Genomic DNA, 18,656 nt, shown 5'->3' with positions numbered 1-18,656 from the left:
TGTTGGAATGGTGACATTGATCTATTTGGCTGGCAAATGGATGCCCCGTTTTTATTGGGCTTCAGAGGAAAGCTGACTTTACGGTCAAAAAAAGCACTACAAATAGTAGTGCTTTTTTGTTTTTAACAATCTGAATTGTTTAGGAAAGGTTACAATTTATCCCAGGCATCTGCCCAGTAAAGGCTGTTACCCGGCGCGTAAGATGCGCTTGCACACCAACCTGTGTAAGGCCATGGTTTGCACTCGTAAATATTGCCATCAATGCCAGTTACGCGATCACCTTCGGTATAGTTAGTACCTGCTACATATGCAGGGTACTCGCCGCCTGGAGGTGGAGTGACGCTACCCGTTTTCACGGTAAACGCAGCATTCTGAATCAGTGTTTCACTACTGTCCGTTTCGGCAGTTGCTGTTAGTGTGTATGCGCCCGCTTCCACGTTGGAAAGTGATAGAGACAGCTTGATTGAACCATCAACATTCAGTTGTGCCTCTCCGCCAGAAATCACAGAAGCTCCTACTACAGAAACCTGTACTGACATTGGCTCGTTGGTTTTCAACGTCAAATCAAGTGACATTGTGCCGTCGTCAGTGGTGTAGCTGGATTTCACTCCCGACAAACTCAGTGAAGGGGCCGGAGAAGGAGTGCCTGTGTCTCCACAATCACTGTCTCCGTCAAGACGCCAAACGCCCCATTCTCCGGTTGAGCCCGGTTCTTCGCCGCGTGTCCACCAAGCAGCTTTCCAGTTCTTGCCTACATGGCTGACGATATCGCCACCGTTATAAACCTGGGTTTCCTCCCAGGCATTTGAACAGGTGCTGCCGTCAGTGACAGACACCACGCGGTTTGTTGAAACGGTCTGGAATGCGCTATCGGTGACTGAGTAAGTCAGGGTGTATTTACCGATGGCAGATGTATTTACGCTTCCTTCGAGGGAAATATTTGCGGTGAGGTTCCCGTCTTCAGCGTCTGAGGCGCTCACACCCTGCATTGGGTCAAAGCTGTCACCGATTTTCACGCTGGTGTTGTTTACACCACTGAATACTGGTTTCTGACTGTAAACCTCGACCAACCGCGTCGCTTTGGTTTCGTTGCTGTCTGAGTCAGTCACACTGTAAACCAGCACATTCGGACCTAGGCGTGAGGTATCGACGTTTCCGTCAACCAAAATGCTGTAGGTCAGATCGCCATCTTCTTTGTCTTTTGCGGTCACACCCGCCAGAGCGTCAAATTCATTACCGTGAAGGACACGTGAGTCAGTCACGCCACTAAACACTGGCTTGCCTTCGGAAGGAGGCGGTGGTGTTTGTCCGTGAATGAATGGGCCGTAATCTTTAATGAATTGCTCGTTGTAAGGATTACCTGCTGCGTCTGTGCCCATGTCCCAGTTTACTGACCATGTCATCACACCACGAAGAGGCTGGCCTTGGTCGCGGAGCTGACCAAATGCCGCATAGAGCTTGTTTGGATCTTTCACAAAACCGGTTGCTGCTGCGTCATTACTGGTTGGAATGCCAAATACCAGCTTGTCGTGCTGGATCTGATGGAAGCTGCGGGTACCGTTAACCAGTGAATCCGAGATGTAGTAAATGAACTCCTGCTTTAGATTGTCATTGTTCTGCGCGATCCAGCCCACGCTGTCTACATAAACACCGTCACCGCCTTGATTGTAAAACTGAGGGTTAATCCAGTCGTAGTAACCTTCCAATGCGGTGATGTAAGGCACGTACTTACCGCTTTGAGTCAGGTAAGGAAATTCTGGTGCCATTGTAATGAGGAAGTTTTTACCTTGCGCAGCATAATGGTCTTTTACCAAACGCAGCGCTGCAGGAATCACAGTTTGGTTGTCGGCTGCGGTGACTGCGGCTTGCTCTAGGTCGATGTCCAAACCATCGAAGCCGTAGAGGTCAGTGACACGGATGATTTCGTCAGCGAATGCCTGTTCATCGCCTGCTTTCAGTTCAACGTGCGCATCGGCGCCGCCCAGCGCAATCAACACTGAGCGGCCTTGTTTGTTCAGCTCGCCAATTTGATTAATAAATTCTTGCTCAGACAGACCAATCATTGGATCGAGGCGGAAAGTCGGAATGCGACCTTCTGCTACATCGAAGACTTTCATGAAAGAGACGTTAACCACGTTGTACATTGGATTGATCTCTTCCAATGTCACACAAGGTGCGTTACCGCCTTTATAACCAGCACCATCACACCAGTTGTGCCAGTAACCGACAACTACACCGCCTTGCGGATTTACCATATCGTTGGCGCTATACGAAGAAATTGCAGCGTGAGAAGTAAAAGTTGCCATTCCCATAAATAAGGCGGAAAAAATTGCATTGGGCTTGAACGTCATAGCCGTTTCATTCCTTTTTTAACAGAGGTCAATTATTTTTATCGGTAACTTATCTGAATAGCTGTGAATTCGATAAGTGAATTTTTTGTCGGCATTTTTTACATGGAAGTATGATCACGTGATATCGAAAAATTACTGAGATGAGTACAAGAAACCTCCATGTAACTCACTGAAAATTAGCGCGGATTTTAGGGTTTATTAGTGAGGTGAATATCAGGGTAAGGAAGGTAAATCGTCAGGGGAATGTCAGCAAAAATGCGATTGATTGATAATTAGCCAAGCATATATTAATAAGCTAGACATCATGCCGATAGAAATTAAATTAACTCTCAATTTGAAACGAGTTAAATAAAAAAGCACTGCATTAAACAGTGCTTTAATTATGGAATTAAGATAACAGTTTATACCCAAACGACCTGAAGATGCAGGGTTCAGCGAGATTGACTGGTGTTGTGACCGCGGCGTCGCTTTGCTGGTGTAGTCACCTACATCAAAAAGGGACAACAAAGAGCTCGGCGCCAGTCAACTCGCCCGAAGGGAGGCCATCCATGCGCCCACTTCTTCGTTAAATTCCACGGAAATAGAACGACTATTCCTCGCGAAATTTGCCTCGAATTGAACGCATTGATGACCTCTGAATACAAGTATCTTCAGGTTGTTTGGGTCTATTTAATCACGGTGATATCAACCTTCTCACCCAATGACATGGCAAGGTTGTTATCGTAGTAAGCGGCTTCATTAATAAAGTGAGGGTAGGCCTCGTAGTCGCCATCCCAATGCACTTCAGTGCCATCGAACTTGGTGAAGATAGGGTCGCCGTTTCGCAGTGGCGTGAAGTCAGCATCCTGCACATTCTTATGCACCATGCCGATACGTTCGCCCTGCTCGTTTTCAGGCAGCTTCAAGGTTTCCACATAGCGGTATGCCGAAACAGTATCCGGTAGCGTCGGGACTTCGTCTTTATTAAACAGCTCAACAAAGTCGAGAATGTGGCGTGTCATATCGTCCATCCACTCCAGCACGTCCTGACGAATAACAGACTGTGGCTGGGGGCCCACTTCAATAATGATGCCCTGATCAGCGATGGAACAAAGGAAGTAATGCTCTTCCATTGAACAGTGGTCTTCAAACAGAATGACTGCATTATCCATGCGTGCGGCCACGTAAGCGGCTAGCTGGGTATTGAAGGCATCGTTTTTCAGCAGGATCAGAGTAGGGCCCATATTGCTGGTGGTGTTGTGCAGATCAATGATGAGATCGGTTCGAGCGTTGCCTTTCGGTCCCAATTGAAGGTTGATGGCTTTGGCTCTGCTTTGCTCATAATTACCCAGTTCTGGGTTCGCAAGATCGGCAGGGATGAACTGGCGGTTCAAATCGCAATCTAAATAACGTCTGTTATCTCGAAAAGCATTTGGGTTGCCGAAAAGGGTTTCAGTTTCAAAGGTGGGGCGGCTGATAAGTGCAGGGCTTTCCTGCCACTTTTTAAGAAGATAAATGCCGCTGAATTCGTTCCCGTGGGTACCGCCGACAATGGCTACCCGATTGAATGTGCTCATCCTTGTCCTCTCCTGATAGACGAAAGCTCAATATATCAGGGAGCTATATACCCAAACAACCTGAAGATGCCTGATTCAGCGAGCTTCTTCAGATTGTTTGGTTATTCACTCTCTAGGAGGCAAGAGCTCTTAGAGAGTGAATTTTTATACGCACCAACGACCAGAGTATGCGGCCGAATAGTCCGGTGTTTCGTCGACACTGTTATCAGCGGTTGGTTCTAAAGGCCCTGCTACTGTACGGAAAGGAAGGATTCCCGCCCAAACGGGTAAATCCATATCGGCCAAATCATCATTTACGCCATGACGGCCAATCTTGACTGAAGCTTCAGCGAGTGGCATCACCAAAAGCTCTGTTGCTGTCAGTTCCTTTTCATTACCGGGGCGAGCTTCTTTGCTTCTTCCTGGAGCGATTTGCTCCAGGAACTCATCAAAAGCAGCGGCTTTTTTTGTGTTGTCTTCAACCACCTCAAAACGTCCAAATGCCATTGCACAACGGTAATGTGCACTGTGGTGAAAAGCGGAACGCGCTAACACCCAAGCATCCAGAATAGTAAAGGTCACACAACAATCCGCGCCGTTTTTCAGGTGTTTGAGCATCTTGCTGTTTCTGGCGCCGTGAATGTAAATGTTGTCACCTTCACGCCATGCCAGCATAGGGATCACTGTTGGGCCTCTCTCATCGCTAAAAGCAACGTGCGCGAGTTTGGATTCATCAATAATGCTGTAAAGCGCTTCTTTGTCTTTAACCGCTTTGTGAGCAGCTTTTTTTACTGTTGTGCGTTGTGTGTTGCCTAGCGTCATAAACGTCTTCCTTGTTTGTTCATTGCTTCTTCGTCGCTCATTCCTGTAGTGTAGTGAAAAATGGCTCCATAAATAGAGCCAGTTTAGATAAGTGGATGGATCCAATATGCAGCCGATCGACATTGGTGATTTGCAACTCGCCAGTGAAAAAAGCTCAAAACAAAGCGCACTCTATGCCGCGATTCAGGAGAAGATTCTGAACCAGCGTTGGCCTCATCATGGCAGGCTTCCCGCTACCCGTTTTATGGCGCAGGAATTGGGGTTGAGCCGAAATACAGTGACAGCGGTTTACGAGCAGTTGAAAGCAGAAGGGTATTTGGAAAGCCGCCGCGGCGCGGGCTACTTCGTGAATGTGTCGACTCCTGAGCAATTTCTTCAGGCAGAAAACGGCCAATCGTCAGTTACGCTATCGCACTCTGATGAGACCGCAGCAGCACCAGAAGCTTTTGATACCCAAAAAAGAAACCGTGCCTTCGCGCCGGGTGTGCCTGACCTTGTCCATTTCCCCTACAAGAAATGGGCGAGAGCGATGCAGCTGCAGTTTCAGCGAAGTTTCATCGCTGGGCAAAATGACATTCAGGGAAGCCTGACTTTCAGAAAAGCACTGAGCGAATACTTATCTGTCAGCCGATCTGTTTCCGCGCCCGCGCATCGGATTATTGTCACTTCTGGTGCGCAGCAAGCGCTATATATCGCGTCGAATGCCATTTTGAAGACAGGTGATAGCGTGATGATGGAAAATCCTGGCTATGTGCAAATGCGCAAGGTACTAAAGCGAAGTGGCATGAAGATCGAAGAGCTACCAGTAATGCCAAAAACCGGCGCAGATGTTGACAAGATTGAGCAATTCGAAGGTCAAGCCGTTTACCTGACACCAAGTAACCAATACCCCATGGGCACTAGTCTCAACACCACGCAGAGAATGCGCTGTATTGAGTGGGCAAGTCAGAAAGCCCGTTGGATCATCGAAGATGATTACGACAGTGAATTTCAGTTCGCTAACCGCCCTTATCCTTCGCTTCAGGGACTCGCGACGCAATTACATGGCGATGATGCGCGGGTGATATACATTGGCACCTTCAGTAAGGCATTTTTGCCCTCTGTGCGTGTTGGTTACCTTGTCGTGCCGGAAGCCTTGGTGGAACCATGCTTACAAATTAAGGATGCAATCGGTGGCGATACCCCGATCCATATAGAAGAAGCGTTGGCGACTTTTATCTCCGAAGGCGATTACCTCAGACATATCAGAAAAATGCGCAGCCTATATCAGGAAAAACAGCGGCTGTTTGTTGAATTGCTAACCAAAGCTTGTGGTGAGCAAGTAGAGATACTGAGTCAGGCTGCGGGGTTACATGTCACTTTTCGTTGGAAAGAAGGACCGACTGCGACAGAGGTGAAGAGGCGGTTTGATGCGCTGGGATATACCATAAGAACGCTGGACTACTACTGCGACAGCCATCAAGACAGCGTATGTCCTGTAGAAACAGAGCGCGCTATGGTGGCCGGATTTGGAAACAGTTCCTTAAGCGATATCCGAGAAGGCGTCGCACTGCTTGCCGCGCTGATTAACGGTTAGCACATTGGGCGAACTGGGCAGCTGGGTCGAGATAAAACATCTTCTTCCAACCTTGGGTTTCTGTGCTGAACAGCCAAGGATAAGGGATCAGTGACATCACGGAATAGTGCAGGTGAGCAGGTTTGTTAATGGCGTTACCTGTGCTGCCTACCGTGCCGATCGATTCACCTTGTGTAAGCCACCCTGAGGTGTCCGGAGCGATTTCATCCAAGTGGGCATAATAGTGTAAACGCCATTTTGGCCCAAGAATGGCAACGACTTTACCACCTTTGGCTATCTCTCCGGTGTACAGCACTAGCCCGCCTGCGGCTGACATTACCGGTGTCCCTGATGGGGCAAAAACGTCTATGCCTTTATGTACCCCTGAGCTTCCCCAAGGTTCGAACCAAAAAGTCTTCGCATTCCAGTCATTGCAGTCCGCGCCTTTGACAGGAATAACAGCGTGAACAGGAACAAATAACACCGCACAAACCATGGCTAAGATAACCAACGCAGCCAGTTTCATATTTTCACTCCATTTGAACGGGGTAATCCTTCAATCCACTGAAACAAAACCATGATAGGGCAGTGTCAGCGCTTTGAAAGGATTTGCACTGTGAGGAAACTGAGTGCCTATCAATAGATTTAATTCTGCTCACATTTCTTAGACATTTTGGACGGAAAATCAGGCTGTTGACTAAGCTAACAATAAGATGTCAACGCGGAACGAATACCATGTCAGTCAATGAAATTCGCTTTTATGAACCTGACGAGCCTTATGGTTTCTTGTCTAACTTTTACCCAGCACCGATAGAAGTAGATGGTGAGAGCTGGGCGACCACAGAACACTTCTATCACGCCCAGAAATTCACGGACCCTGAATTGCAGCGCCGAATGCAAATAGCGAGCACGCCTTGTGAAGCGTTTAAGCTCAGTCGCGAATTGGCACACTTTGTGCGTGGAGATTGGATAGATGTGAGATACGACATTATGCACTTTGCAGTGATGGAAAAGTTCATTCAAAACCATGATTTGTGCCAGCTGTTACTTGAGACTGCGCCTGCCACTCTGATTGAAAACTCGCCATGCGACAGCTATTGGGGATGTGGAGGAAAGGACGACGGCGAAAACAAACTGGGACTCATACTTATGTCAGTACGAGCGCAGTTTTCGGTTAGAACTCGGCACGTTTAGGCGGAATTTATCCTTTTAAATTCAGAGAATGTGCCTACAAAATAAGAATTAAGCGCAATTCCTACCATTATCGGAAACGTTTCCAAACTACGCTGCTAGAGTATTTCTCGAGCGAAAGAATCAGCTCGGAGAAGCTTTGCGGCGTTCAGTGTGAAAGTTGTATCGACACTGACAGACCGACAAGTCAATAACAACAAAGAAAAGCTTGACCGTACCGACCTGCCTCATTTCCTCAAAACGTGTCGTCACCGCGTGTTTTCCAGAATTCCCGTGTTTTACAGACACGCAGCGAATTGATAGCGAGTTAGGGCCTCGCGCCTTTGGGTTAGTGAATGCTGCGTAAGAACGTTAGAAAGCACCGTGACTTTTAAAGATTCCGGTTGGTAAAGGACTGTTGTTGGTGGAGTAACTCTGTGCCCAAACTGACAGCATTTTTACTGGTACCCGTTGGATCTGTAACGCCAAAAAGGCAAAAACACGGACGTCCGTGTTGCTTCCGGAACGTGTGGGAAACTGCTCGTTAGTGGCCTGAGGCAAATCTAATACACGGTGTTAATACCCAAAGGGGAGATTCATGGTTGATACCGAGCCAAGCCTGACCACAAGACGTCAGGACGCACTGCTAATAATTGATGACGATCCTGCGTCTCAACGGCAACTTAGCCAAATTCTGGAGGATATTACCTCCGTCGTTTCTGCTCCTACGCAAAGCGTGGCAACAGCGCTAAACCAAATGCTCACATCAGTGGTTGTGATGGGCAGTAGCGACGCTATCGCGATTAATCTCATCAAAGACATCCATTCATTTGCTCCCCGGACCAAAATACTGGTGGTAGTGAACAGTGAAAAAGATGCAGTGCTGGCGCTGAAAGCTGGTGCAACCGATGTGATAGAACGTCCTTTCAGTGATGAACTTCTCCGCATGATGGTGAAGCGGGCAAGGCATACAGCCAAGCTTGAGCATGAAGTGGAGCGGCTAAAAGCGTTTGAGCGTCAACAACAATCTATTCTTGGTGGCAGCCCGCCAATGGTGCAAACCTTGCGTATGGTAGATCGTGTTGCCAACACCGAAGTGAATACTCTTATTTACGGTGAAAGTGGTACAGGTAAAGCGCTGCTTGCCCGTGCCATTCATGATCGTAGTCCGCGCAGTGATCGCCCTTTTATTACTGTTAACTGTGCGTCCATCCCTGAAGACCTGCTCGACAGCGAACTATTTGGTGTTGAGAAAGGCAACTTCGATTCCCGTCAGGTGAAGATTGGCAAAATCGAAGCGGCTCATGGCGGCACCCTATTTCTTGATGAAATCGGCGATATGCCACCTTCGATCCAGGCAAAAATCTTGCGCTTTTTGCAGGAAAGAATGGTTGATCGTATCGCGGGTCAGCGCTCGATTGCTGTTGACGTGAAAGTGGTGGCAGCGACACATCAGGATCTGAATCACCGATCTGGCGATCGCAAATTCCGTGAAGACCTGATCCACCAGTTAGGCGAAGTGACCATTACGATCCCACCGCTTCGCGAACGTGAAGATGACACCTTATTGCTGGCAAAAACCTTCCTGTTGCAGTTCAACCACAGCATGAACCGCAAGCTGGTGGGTTACACCGAAGATGCGGTAGAAGCGTTGATGTCTTATTCCTGGCCAGGCAATGTGCGTGAGCTTCAGAATAAAGTGCAGTCAGCGGTGATCATGGCTGACGGCACACAAATTACTGCGGTGGATTTAGCACTTACCAAAGAGCATCGTAAAGACAGTGGATTACCATTGAATTTACGTCAGGTTCGTGAAGAAGCAGAACGTCATGCCGTTACCCGGGCCCTTGCCCGAGCCGAAGGCAATATGTCTCAAACGGCTAATCTTCTTGGTGTTTCGCGCCCTACGCTCTATACCCTCATCGAAAAGTACTCACTCCAGCGTTAATGCGGGATTGAGGCGAATACAATGCCCCTGTACCGACGTGCACAGGGACATTGTTTTGTCTCAATGTTGCGACCTTTTGATAATTACCCACGATTACCGTGTGGGAAACAAGAATCAGCATATACAGTTAAATTGTCGCTGCTGTTATCTGTCGGGTTCGATGGCGCAAAGTGACTATACCCAAGCTATTTGAATACTGAATTTAGATGGTTTAGGTATACGTAGTGGAGTAGTAACGATGAGAATGACCGAGCTAATAGATAATAATCTGGTGCTGAAAGCAGATGTCGAAGTCTGCCTTGCAGACGGGTTCTCGTTGGATATTTGTAGCTACGAGTCTGGTGATCAAATGGTGCTGTTTAGCCCTGCGAATGGTGATGTGATGGTGTGTGATAGCGCAACCAGCGTCTTCCTCTCGTTGCTTGAAAAAAACCTTCCTTTGGGTGCGGCACTATCAGCACTGTCTGTCTGTGAGCCCGAGTATGCCCGAAACTTGCTGCGTGAACTCGAGCGCATGGAAATCATTTCCTTGGCGGGAGTGCGCTGGAGTTAGTCATAGGTTGATATACCCAAACAACCTGAAGATGCATGATTCAGCGAGATTGACTGGCGTTGTGATCGCGGCGTTCCTTTGTGGGTGTAGTCATCTCCATCAAAAAGGAACAACAACGAGCACGGCGTCAGTCAACTCGCCCGAAGGGAGGCCCTCAATGCGCCCACTTCTTCGTTAAATTCCACGGAAATAGAACGACTATTCCTCGCGAAATTTGCCTCGAATTGAACGTATTGATGACCTCTGAATGCGAGCATCTTCAGGTTGTTTGGGTATATAACTGGCTGTATTCCCATGGTTAGTGAGGTATGCTGAATACAATCATTGACTGCTTTCAAATGGCCACCCTTGCAATACATTAAAATCACAGATGCCATCCGCGAACAAATTCAAAGTGGTCAGTTAGCTGCTGGCACCAAACTCCCATCCGAAAGAAAACTCGCTGAAGCATTCAAAACCACACGCGTAACACTGCGGGAAGCCTTGTCCCTGCTAGAAGCAGATGGACTGATTTTTCGTGAGGATCGTCGAGGTTGGTTTATTTCCCAACGCCCACTGATCGTGAGTCTTTCTAAACCCTATGACTTTAACGATGTCGCCGTTTCCCAAGGGAGAAAACCGTCGACAGAAGTTCTTTCCAGCGACAGCATGATGGCAAACAAAGAAAGCAGTGAAGCATTGTCACTCCCACCTTTCTCTGATGTGTTCCGCTTTGAAAGGGTTCACGGTGTCGACGGGCGCCCAGTCATGTATGCCGAACATTATCTCCGTGCAGAGCGCGTTCCAAACCTATTGCAACATGGATTGGAAGGTGATCTCTCGGAGCTTTACCATTCTCAGTGGCAGCTCCGTTTCACAAAGTCATGCTATCGATTAGTGTCGACGACGTTCGACAAGGATGTGGCGCTGGCGACTCGTTCAACATCGGGATCACCGGCCATGAAGATAACGAAAGTGAATTTCGATGAGTCAGGAGTTGCTCAGGAAGTGGTGTTTGAATATTGGCGCTGCAGTGCGATAGAACTTGAGATGGAAGCGGCGTTTAACCTCCGCTAAACCAGCCTTTCTTTTCCGCTCTCTCTTTTTCCATCGCCTGCTGGCGTTCAATGCGATTAAGCTGTTTTTGCAGGGTGACACCGTTAAAGGGTTTAACAACAAAACCATTCACACCATGCTGGAGCAGCTCTTTCACTTTGTCCTTGTCTTGTTCGCAGGACACAATCAGCACGGGGGTGCGGGACAATTTCTCGTTGCCGCGAACTTCTTGCAGCAGTTCACGACCGTCCATTTTCGGCATGTTTAGATCGGTGATCAGCAGATCGTAGGTTGTTTTCTGCATCATCTGAAATGCCTGCCAGCCATTGGTAGCTTCTTCCAAATCGAGATAACCAATGCTTCGAAGCAGATTTAACATCACGTGTCGCATGGAAGTCATGTCATCGACAACCAAAATTTTCATCGTCAGTCGCTGCCTTTATTCACAGTGCCTGACTAAATAGTAGTTCACACATTCTTGATTTTGCGACAATGATTGTGTCGGAAAAAATTACATTGAAATGATTCTCTCAGCGATTTAACTGAGACGGTGTAATTCGTGGGGTTGGCGCTTCTTCTTCGTGCAGCAAAGGCCGATTTCGCTTTGCGAGTTCGTACAATGCACGGTAACGAATGCGGTGTTCATGGTGGTTGTGCTTCTGCATGACGTAGCTGCGGGAGGCTTGACCGAGTTTCAGACGTAAGCGGCTGTCTGAAAACAGTGTCAGAAGCTGATACTGCATGAGGGGATCATTCTTGGCCACTTGCCACCGCAGGGGATGGTCACCTTCACTTTCACCTGATTCTGAACGGTTGGTAATAACGGGCAACCCCATCGACATTGCTTGCAGTAAACCGACCGGTGTTTGCTTTTCATCGTTGAGGCTTACAACCACATCTATGTGGCTGTAAAAACGGTCGTTATCGGAAAGGTGACTATAAAACCGCACACTTTCTTCCGTGATACTGAAACTGTCCAGAACATTTCGGTAAGCACGAAGGTGGGGGCTGTTGCCCAGTAGCAGGAGTAAGCACTCGCGGGCGAATGCTGGTGACTGCTTTCTCGCCGCCATGTATTCATCCAGAAAAGACAATACAGTCGATTTGCTGAATCCAGAGACCGGAACACCCACTACGAACCGTTGTGTAGGGATTGGCACCGTGCCGATAAAATGGTTCGTGATGTTTGGGTCGACTTCACGAAGCGGTGGACAGTGATGACGGTTGTCGATACCTGTGCGGATAAGGTGTGCCTTGCCGGGCTCCAGCCCAACTTTTTTTTCCAGCCAAACCAAACCTTCATCTTCAGAAGTAACAACAAAGTCAGTGGAGTGGGAAAGCACACGGTATTTCCATTGTCGTAAAATGCGACTAAGTCCGTTGGGGCGATTAACACTGTCTGCATGAATATGAAGCTTCACCGGGATATCAAGGCGGTGCGCCAGCCACTGGATCGGGAAAGTGGTATCGCCATATGTTTGGCAAACATCCGGCTTCAGTGCTGAAAGGGCTTTGTTGCATTCACAAAGGCGGCGAATGAGTGACCCTTTTAGGGCAAGCTCCAAACAGCTAACCTGCCTTGGCAACTTTACGGGTTGTACTTTGGATTTCTTCAGTACAACAAGTGTGTGCTCATAATGGGGTTGAGGAAACTGGCGAATGTTGGCAAAAACCAGATCATTCTGCGCGGTATCGCTCAGCGAACTGACGATATGGCAGATTTGTCTTGGTGGTTTGACATACCCCATAAGGAACCCCATGCACATGCAGTTTATCGATGACTAATGTTTGCATAGTTGGGAAATCCAGAGTTTCTGATTTAAGAGACAATCAGTGAAAAATCATCACCAAAGGTCAACAGCCCCTAGGAACATGTTGATAGGAAAGAAAAAGGGCAGTAAGACTGCCCTGGCTGCATCGGCTTGTTGTGTTACACCACTTCTTCAGTTGATGCATTGTAGCGTTTGAGCTCTGCGCGATTTCGTCCTGCACGTTTAGCTTTATAGAGACACTGGTCGGCAGATTCCAACAATTGGTTTGGCTGGGTGTCAGGCGTCGGCTTGCAGATGATACCGCCGATACTAATAGTGATAATGCCACTGTTTGCGCTGCCCTGATGGGGAATGCATAAGTCGCGGATCGTCTGACAAAGCTCCCACGCCACCTGCTGAGCGGAATCTTCATCACTTTTTGGCAACAGCATCGCAAACTCTTCACCACCAAATCGTGCCAATGGTGCGTGGTATTCCTTCGCCACTTTGTCCATTGCGCGCGCTACATAGCTCAGCACTTTATCGCCTTGAAGGTGACCGTAGATATCGTTGTAGGCTTTGAAGTGGTCAATATCGATCATCAGGATGGTGACCGAGGCGTCTTCATCCACCGCATCGTATAGCGCGGTGCTGAATAGTCGGCTAAATGGGCGTCGGTTAAGCAGCCTTGTCAGCTCATCAGTTTCCGCTTCCAAGCGCAACCTTTCGTTCGCCATGATGAGCTCTTCCTGAAGTTCGGTCATCGCCAGATGATCACGTTCTCGGATAGTCAATTCGCTCAACATGGTCGCAAATCGCTTCAACAGCAGGCTTTTGTTTTCGTTCCACTGCATTGAACGGTGATTAGTGGTGGCAGCCACCAGACCAAAGCTCTTGCGGCCGTCGGTTAGTGGAAACATAGAAAGGCTGTGAACGCCTAAGTGCTCCAGGAAATCTCGCTCCGCAATAGCGTTTTCATCGATATTGTTAATATCAACAGTCGCAACTTCATGCGCTTCCATCAGCCATCGTTTGACTTTGTAGTTATCGCTGAAATCAATGGGTGGTTCGTCACTGTCGATGGGGTAGGAAGCGCGATAAGACACTTTTTCCTGATCGATGGAAAGCCAGAATACATGGTCTGATTCAAACAACTTTGCCAGTGTTGGCATGCAGATACGTACATCATGCTCCACATTGGTTTTGTGGCCCTTCAGCAAGCGAAGGGAAAGATCAGCGAGCAGTTTATTAGCCAGACTTTGCCATTCTAATTCCTGCGCACGCACCGATACTTCTTCCGCCAGTAGGGTTTTATGTTGTTTAAGCGTGCGCTCTTTAAGCTTGTTATGTACGAAGTCGCCACGTATACGCATATAAAGTTCTTGGATAGAACGCGCTACCTGACCGAGTTCGTCTTCGCTGCTGGTCAATTTTTCAGGAATGGCAAACTTGTTCACGCGGTTTAGGTCGATGCGATCAACGCTTTCAACCAGTGCACGGATTCGGCGGGTAAAAGTGCGGCGGACGATAACAATCAGCAGAAAGGCCACCAACATGGCTTCGAAAATATAAATCAGTGCAGAAGGCGTGGCACTCTGGAAGGCATCGTCTTTAATGGCGTCATAATCCAGATAGATTTCCAAATCGCCAATGTCTTTGCCTTGATAGAACAAATCATGGTGCATGAAATGTTCATCAGTTTTGCTGCGTGAGGCATTGTCAGCCCAGTATTGCTGACCGTCATCACCGATAAGGTACACATTGCTGACGTAAGGCATATCCGCCAGTTGTTGTATTTGGCGAACAAGCAGTGTGAGGTCATCTTGCTTGAGGGAATAGCTGATGGTGCTAATTGTACTCTTAACGCGCTTTTCGAGAGATTTGGTGGTCCACTCTACGGTGTGGCTGTAGTTAATGCCGAGCTGAACAGTCACCGAGACTAATGCAAACACAAGGCTAACGCCAAGGACGATGGCGGAAAGCTTGGTTTGGATGCTCTGACGTGATTTGTAAAGACTTTTTAGCATTCAAGGCTCTTATCGGGTTCGACGGCTCTTATTATGTAAGACGGCATTCTCGATTTGGATGCGTCTTAGCATATATGACACAGAATATGACGGTATGTTCAAGGATAGTGGCTGAACGTGTCATGATTTTGTTAAACAAAAGCAAAATGCGATTCTGGTCTCTCGTCAAAAACTGAGACGGCACGCACTGTGCAGCAGAGAAAGCAACATTCTGGCCTGAGGAACATGCTTGATATAAGAGACCGCTTCCGGGGCAGTCACTACAAATCCGGGTGAAAAATTGTATAAATAACAATTTGATCCAGTTTGTCTCTCACTATCAATCATCTTTGGGTCAATGTGCTTCTCATTCCCCGTACTGACTTTGATTTTTTTGCTATCAATAAATTTGTCAGTTTGTGTGCATTTTACAGGAAAACTGACTCAAAAATAGCGCAATGAATGAGCGGTTAGCTTTATCAAACGCCGTTTGGATATAAATCAGTCAAATGAAAAGAGGATGTAGCGAGTAGGTGAGGTGAAGATGTTTTTCATTGTATTTGATTGTTTCTATCTATGAATAGCGAAGTTTACGAAACGGGAAATTTACGTTGATCATTCGTGTTTGGTGACACAAACGCGATGACTACCAACACTGGTTTGCTGTCCCATATCAAGACAAGCATCAAGATAGGTAAATTTCTGATACTCAACACCGAATATAAAAGCACCAATTACCATCACAACGACGATTATCCATCGGAAAATCTTCAATTTCATGTAAACTGCCCGCCCCCTGTAAACACAACAAATGCTACCGACTAAAAAGCGTAGTTTAGGTTACGAGGTTGTGTTGCATTAATCCTGATTATAGTCAGAACAATATTCTGAATAACGGTGAAGGGGCAGTATTAGCGAGTTTTTGCTTAGACCTATTTTCCAAAAAAGGAAAACAAAAACAGCAATTTATTTCGCTTTTCGCTGTGGCGACTATGAAATCAGCTTCTATACTCAAAACTGTATGTGCCTGAAGCCACTGTGCTTTCAGGAACAACGGGTTTTCACATGGAATAAGAGAAATCACATTGAAAACGACAAAACGAATCCGCAAGTTTTTCCCTTTGGACTTCTATGGTGAAGATAGAGGTTGGCGGTTTGTTATCAGAGCATACAATGCCGCTGAAGTTTTCGATGCGCTAATGTGGCGTTCCTATCTTTCTGTCCGCCGACAGGACTTCAATTTGCTGCATCTTGCCATTGAAACCTTTCAATATGTCAATGACTACTCTGAAGGCCGTATTGCTGAAGTGGCTGGATCTCATGGTACGCTGATGCGCGTGAAAATGTTGGGACCAGTAGTAGAAGTCAGTGCGCTGAATCAGGCCTATCTCGACAAGAAATTGTTGGAAGAGAACCTTTCTTCAGTCGCTTAAATCTGGTCTTGTATAGAAAAAGCCGGGAGTTTACCCGGCTTTTTTGTGCGCAGCACTCTGAAGAAAGTGTGAGAAAGAAGAGTACGCTGAGTGGTATACCCTCATAAAAATAAGGTGTTAAAAAGGCTGACAGCTCTTCGAACGCCTACTCGCACCGCATATTCTAACATCTAATTCGTAACGAAATGTTTCCAAGGGTAACAAAACAACAAGTTTTTAACGCGTTGTTTTATCGCTAAGTGATGGAAATATAGTCACATTGATTCCAGTAACCCACTGATTAGTCATTTATATGTTACAGGATTGTAATATTTTCGGGTTTCGCGCTTTACCAGGAAATATGTGAAAATAGCCGCAACTGAGCAAAATGTGCTCAATCTTTCATTAACCTTGCTTATTGGAGTAGAAATGGCCTTTTTTGCGGTTGTTTTTCTTTCAGTTGTTGGTGGCATCCTCGCAGGCGATCACTTCCATTCTTTTATGGTGGGCTTTTCGCTGGCAACGATAGCTGTTGGGTGTTGTTATTGGCTGAGTTTCCGTCACACCAAATACCCTCAACTCGCTCTCCTGTTATTGATTTCAGGTTTTGCGGTTAAGCTGGGTATCACGGTGTTTGGCGTGATGTGGAGCCTGGAGCGTGAGTTGATTACCTCACCGTTTGTTTTCGCACTGTCTTACCTGTTCTTCTCTTTGGTAGCGACCTACGGTTACTTCAAGTACAGAGAGTTTTGGAACAAACGAATGGAAGCAGTGAAAGCGAAACTGCAGACGACCTAACCAATAACAGATCAACCAAAAGGCAGCTTCGGCTGCCTTTTTCATTTTATGGTCTAAAAACCATTAATTGAGGATGGAATTGAATAGCGCTTCCAATTCACAAATCAATCATGCAAGGCACTGTAAATAGTAACGATGTCTAAACTAAAAGACAGATGACTTTTAAATTAGGCAAACTGCCTCATGACATTCCGGAAGTTGAACATTCTCTTGGTCGTGCTTACGCTCTCCGTCGGTGCGATTTTGGTGTTTCATAATGTTCGCCAAGCAGAGTATGTTCGCGAGATGAATGAGTCTTGGAATCAAGCGTCTGTTGAAACGATGCAGATTGCGCTCGACCTTGCTGCGCTTGAGCGATCTTTTGGCTATGTCGGTTTCATCCACCATTTTAAAAACTATGTACTACGTCGTGATGAAACCTACTACTTCGACGCGACAGAGAGCTATTGGCAAACAGTGGATGCGCTGCGACGCTTGATGATGTCTGAACTTCCGGAACGCGACCGCTTGGATTTGCTTGTTGTTCAAAGAACCCTGAATGCTTACTTTCGTAAACTCAACGATCTTTACCTGAACCGCGCCGATCTTTCCGCCGTGGATGCTGATAGATATGTGACGGTGGATGACACGAAAGCCCGGGAGGCTTTGGTTAGGCTGCGTGCAGATCTTATCCCAAACCTTCAAAACCAGTATTACCAGACAGCTGCGAGTAATCAGGACAATGCTTTTTGGATATTACTGAGTAGTACTTATCCTTTGCTCATCATCCTTGCGTTCGCTTTCTCTATTTCTGTGATCAGCCGAAAAGTACTGATGCGTGCAAAAGAGATAGATACGATTTTTAATTCCTCTCCAGATGCGTTTATCTATTCGAATTCGAATGGGCAGATCCTCAGAACGAACAAAATGGCGACAAAGATTTTTGGTTACAGTGAGGAAGAGCTACGGGAAATGAGAATCGAAGATCTGGTCGATTCCGCTCTCCGAGATAGCCATAGAAAGCTTCGGGAAAAGTTTGTCAGTGAAAAAGGAAGCCGGGTGATGGGGGCAGGTAACTCCAAGATCACGGGTTTAACCAAGACAGGGCGTCATGTTCCTCTCAATGTGTCTATCTCCTCATTTGGCTTCGGTCGTCATAAGGGCATCATCGCGATCGCCCGTGACATGACCACCATGAATAAGCTCCAGCTTGATTCCACTCATGACGCGCTAACCGGGGTATTTAATCGACGTCACATTGAAGTGAGGTTAGATGATGAAGTCAAGCGGGCAAAACGCTATGGCAGAGGCTTATCTGTCTTCATTGTTGATTTAGACAATTTCAAAGGACTCAACGATTCAGAAGGGCACCGCGCGGGAGATAGAGGATTGGCGGTAGCCGCTGAACACCTTCGTTTGCAGTTGAGAAAGCACGATCACGTCGGCCGCTGGGGAGGAGATGAGTTTTTGGTTATTTGTCCTGAAATTAGCCAGACTGATGCCACAGAGATTGCTGACCGGATTCGGCGGCGGTTCGAAGATCTTCATTTTCCGTGGCACTGTAAACTGACCATGAGTATTGGTATTGCCACGCTACAGCCGAACTCTGCGACGATAACGACGCAAAACCTTTTCGACGAGGCAGATCAAGCGCTATATGTCGCCAAGGAAAGAGGGCGAAACCGTGTTGAACACTTCGCAGAGCTTCAGCGCCCGAAACGCATTAAATAGAAAGAGGGCT

General features: G+C 47.2%; 15 protein-coding genes. 8 read left to right on the top strand and 7 right to left on the bottom strand.

Annotation, left to right across the window (positions count from 1 at the left end; genetic code table 11):
• Window positions 1-149: 149 nt before the first annotated feature.
• The 3 genes from GCE9029_RS17430 to GCE9029_RS17420 all read right to left on the bottom strand — a co-directional run bounded on the left by GCE9029_RS17430 (window position 150) and on the right by GCE9029_RS17420 (window position 4,708).
• On the bottom strand, window positions 150-2,351 hold the full coding sequence (locus GCE9029_RS17430; RefSeq protein WP_062665159.1) for an immunoglobulin-like domain-containing protein: 2,202 nt from the start codon (window positions 2,349-2,351) through the stop codon (window positions 150-152).
• Window positions 2,352-3,016: 665 nt separating this feature from the next.
• Entirely contained in the window at window positions 3,017-3,907 is an 891-nt protein-coding gene (locus GCE9029_RS17425; protein ID WP_062665158.1) for an aspartoacylase, read from the bottom strand.
• Window positions 3,908-4,051: 144 nt separating this feature from the next.
• On the bottom strand, window positions 4,052-4,708 hold the full coding sequence (locus GCE9029_RS17420) for a pyridoxamine 5'-phosphate oxidase family protein (protein WP_062665157.1): 657 nt from the start codon (window positions 4,706-4,708) through the stop codon (window positions 4,052-4,054).
• Between the two features lie 106 nt (window positions 4,709-4,814).
• Between GCE9029_RS17420 and pdxR the strand changes: the two genes are divergently transcribed.
• Window positions 4,815-6,284: a MocR-like pyridoxine biosynthesis transcription factor PdxR gene (gene pdxR / locus GCE9029_RS17415; RefSeq protein WP_062665156.1), complete on the top strand. Its 1,470-nt coding sequence runs from the start codon at window positions 4,815-4,817 to the stop codon at window positions 6,282-6,284.
• Here the strand turns inward: pdxR and GCE9029_RS17410 are convergent.
• On the bottom strand, window positions 6,274-6,789 hold the full coding sequence (locus GCE9029_RS17410) for a M23 family metallopeptidase (protein ID WP_062665155.1): 516 nt from the start codon (window positions 6,787-6,789) through the stop codon (window positions 6,274-6,276). The genes pdxR and GCE9029_RS17410 overlap by 11 nt on opposite strands.
• A gap of 209 nt (window positions 6,790-6,998) precedes the next feature.
• Here GCE9029_RS17410 and ybiA point away from each other — a divergent pair, with 209 nt between their 5' ends.
• From ybiA to GCE9029_RS17390, 4 genes are all read left to right on the top strand, one after another.
• On the top strand, window positions 6,999-7,457 hold the full coding sequence (ybiA, locus tag GCE9029_RS17405) for a riboflavin biosynthesis intermediates N-glycosidase (protein ID WP_062665153.1): 459 nt from the start codon (window positions 6,999-7,001) through the stop codon (window positions 7,455-7,457).
• Between the two features lie 574 nt (window positions 7,458-8,031).
• Window positions 8,032-9,381, top strand: a complete 1,350-nt coding sequence (locus GCE9029_RS17400; RefSeq protein ID WP_062665152.1) for a sigma 54-interacting transcriptional regulator — start codon at window positions 8,032-8,034, stop codon at window positions 9,379-9,381.
• Window positions 9,382-9,619: 238 nt separating this feature from the next.
• Window positions 9,620-9,934 carry a hypothetical protein gene (locus tag GCE9029_RS17395; protein WP_062665151.1) on the top strand — a complete coding sequence of 105 codons (315 nt, stop codon included), beginning with the start codon at window positions 9,620-9,622 and terminating at the stop codon, window positions 9,932-9,934.
• A gap of 348 nt (window positions 9,935-10,282) precedes the next feature.
• On the top strand, window positions 10,283-10,990 hold the full coding sequence (locus tag GCE9029_RS17390) for a UTRA domain-containing protein (protein ID WP_062665776.1): 708 nt from the start codon (window positions 10,283-10,285) through the stop codon (window positions 10,988-10,990).
• Here GCE9029_RS17390 and GCE9029_RS17385 read toward each other — a convergent pair.
• From GCE9029_RS17385 to GCE9029_RS17375, 3 genes are all read right to left on the bottom strand, one after another.
• Entirely contained in the window at window positions 10,977-11,393 is a 417-nt protein-coding gene (locus GCE9029_RS17385) for a response regulator (protein ID WP_062665150.1), read from the bottom strand. The two genes, GCE9029_RS17390 and GCE9029_RS17385, sit on opposite strands and share 14 nt — an antisense overlap.
• A gap of 106 nt (window positions 11,394-11,499) precedes the next feature.
• A complete protein-coding gene (locus GCE9029_RS17380; RefSeq protein ID WP_231870141.1) occupies window positions 11,500-12,717 on the bottom strand; it encodes a glycosyltransferase family 4 protein in 1,218 nt (405 codons plus the stop codon).
• A gap of 182 nt (window positions 12,718-12,899) precedes the next feature.
• Window positions 12,900-14,747, bottom strand: coding sequence for a diguanylate cyclase domain-containing protein (locus GCE9029_RS17375; RefSeq protein ID WP_062665148.1), 1,848 nt, complete (start codon window positions 14,745-14,747; stop codon window positions 12,900-12,902).
• Between the two features lie 1,064 nt (window positions 14,748-15,811).
• Between GCE9029_RS17375 and GCE9029_RS17370 the strand changes: the two genes are divergently transcribed.
• The 3 genes from GCE9029_RS17370 to GCE9029_RS17360 all read left to right on the top strand — a co-directional run bounded on the left by GCE9029_RS17370 (window position 15,812) and on the right by GCE9029_RS17360 (window position 18,646).
• Window positions 15,812-16,159, top strand: coding sequence for a hypothetical protein (locus tag GCE9029_RS17370; RefSeq protein ID WP_062665147.1), 348 nt, complete (start codon window positions 15,812-15,814; stop codon window positions 16,157-16,159).
• 408 nt (window positions 16,160-16,567) lie between these two features.
• Window positions 16,568-16,936, top strand: a complete 369-nt coding sequence (locus GCE9029_RS17365; protein WP_062665146.1) for a hypothetical protein — start codon at window positions 16,568-16,570, stop codon at window positions 16,934-16,936.
• A gap of 183 nt (window positions 16,937-17,119) precedes the next feature.
• Window positions 17,120-18,646 (top strand): GGDEF domain-containing protein, encoded by a 1,527-nt coding sequence (locus GCE9029_RS17360; protein WP_062665145.1) that lies wholly within the window; start codon window positions 17,120-17,122, stop codon window positions 18,644-18,646.
• Window positions 18,647-18,656: the final 10 nt, after the last annotated feature.

Origin of the sequence: Grimontia celer, assembly GCF_900055185.1 — a bacterium.
GTDB classification, from domain to species: domain Bacteria; phylum Pseudomonadota; class Gammaproteobacteria; order Enterobacterales; family Vibrionaceae; genus Enterovibrio; species Enterovibrio celer.
This window is presented reverse-complemented; position numbering and strand designations above follow the sequence as displayed.

Bases quoted from the DNA above. Each gene is read 5' to 3' on its own strand.
- GCE9029_RS17395 (WP_062665151.1), top strand. From the start codon at position 9,620: ATGAGAATGACCGAGCTAATAGATAATAATCTGGTGCTGAAAGCAGAT.
- GCE9029_RS17410 (WP_062665155.1), bottom strand. From the start codon at position 6,789: ATGAAACTGGCTGCGTTGGTTATCTTAGCCATGGTTTGTGCGGTGTTA.
- GCE9029_RS17385 (WP_062665150.1), bottom strand. From the start codon at position 11,393: ATGAAAATTTTGGTTGTCGATGACATGACTTCCATGCGACACGTGATG.
- GCE9029_RS17360 (WP_062665145.1), top strand. From the start codon at position 17,120: ATGACATTCCGGAAGTTGAACATTCTCTTGGTCGTGCTTACGCTCTCC.
- GCE9029_RS17400 (WP_062665152.1), top strand. From the start codon at position 8,032: ATGGTTGATACCGAGCCAAGCCTGACCACAAGACGTCAGGACGCACTG.
- GCE9029_RS17420 (WP_062665157.1), bottom strand. From the start codon at position 4,708: ATGACGCTAGGCAACACACAACGCACAACAGTAAAAAAAGCTGCTCAC.
- GCE9029_RS17430 (WP_062665159.1), bottom strand. From the start codon at position 2,351: ATGACGTTCAAGCCCAATGCAATTTTTTCCGCCTTATTTATGGGAATG.
- ybiA (WP_062665153.1), top strand. From the start codon at position 6,999: ATGTCAGTCAATGAAATTCGCTTTTATGAACCTGACGAGCCTTATGGT.
- GCE9029_RS17380 (WP_231870141.1), bottom strand. From the start codon at position 12,717: ATGGGGTATGTCAAACCACCAAGACAAATCTGCCATATCGTCAGTTCG.
- GCE9029_RS17375 (WP_062665148.1), bottom strand. From the start codon at position 14,747: ATGCTAAAAAGTCTTTACAAATCACGTCAGAGCATCCAAACCAAGCTT.
- GCE9029_RS17425 (WP_062665158.1), bottom strand. From the start codon at position 3,907: ATGAGCACATTCAATCGGGTAGCCATTGTCGGCGGTACCCACGGGAAC.
- pdxR (WP_062665156.1), top strand. From the start codon at position 4,815: ATGCAGCCGATCGACATTGGTGATTTGCAACTCGCCAGTGAAAAAAGC.
- GCE9029_RS17365 (WP_062665146.1), top strand. From the start codon at position 16,568: ATGGCCTTTTTTGCGGTTGTTTTTCTTTCAGTTGTTGGTGGCATCCTC.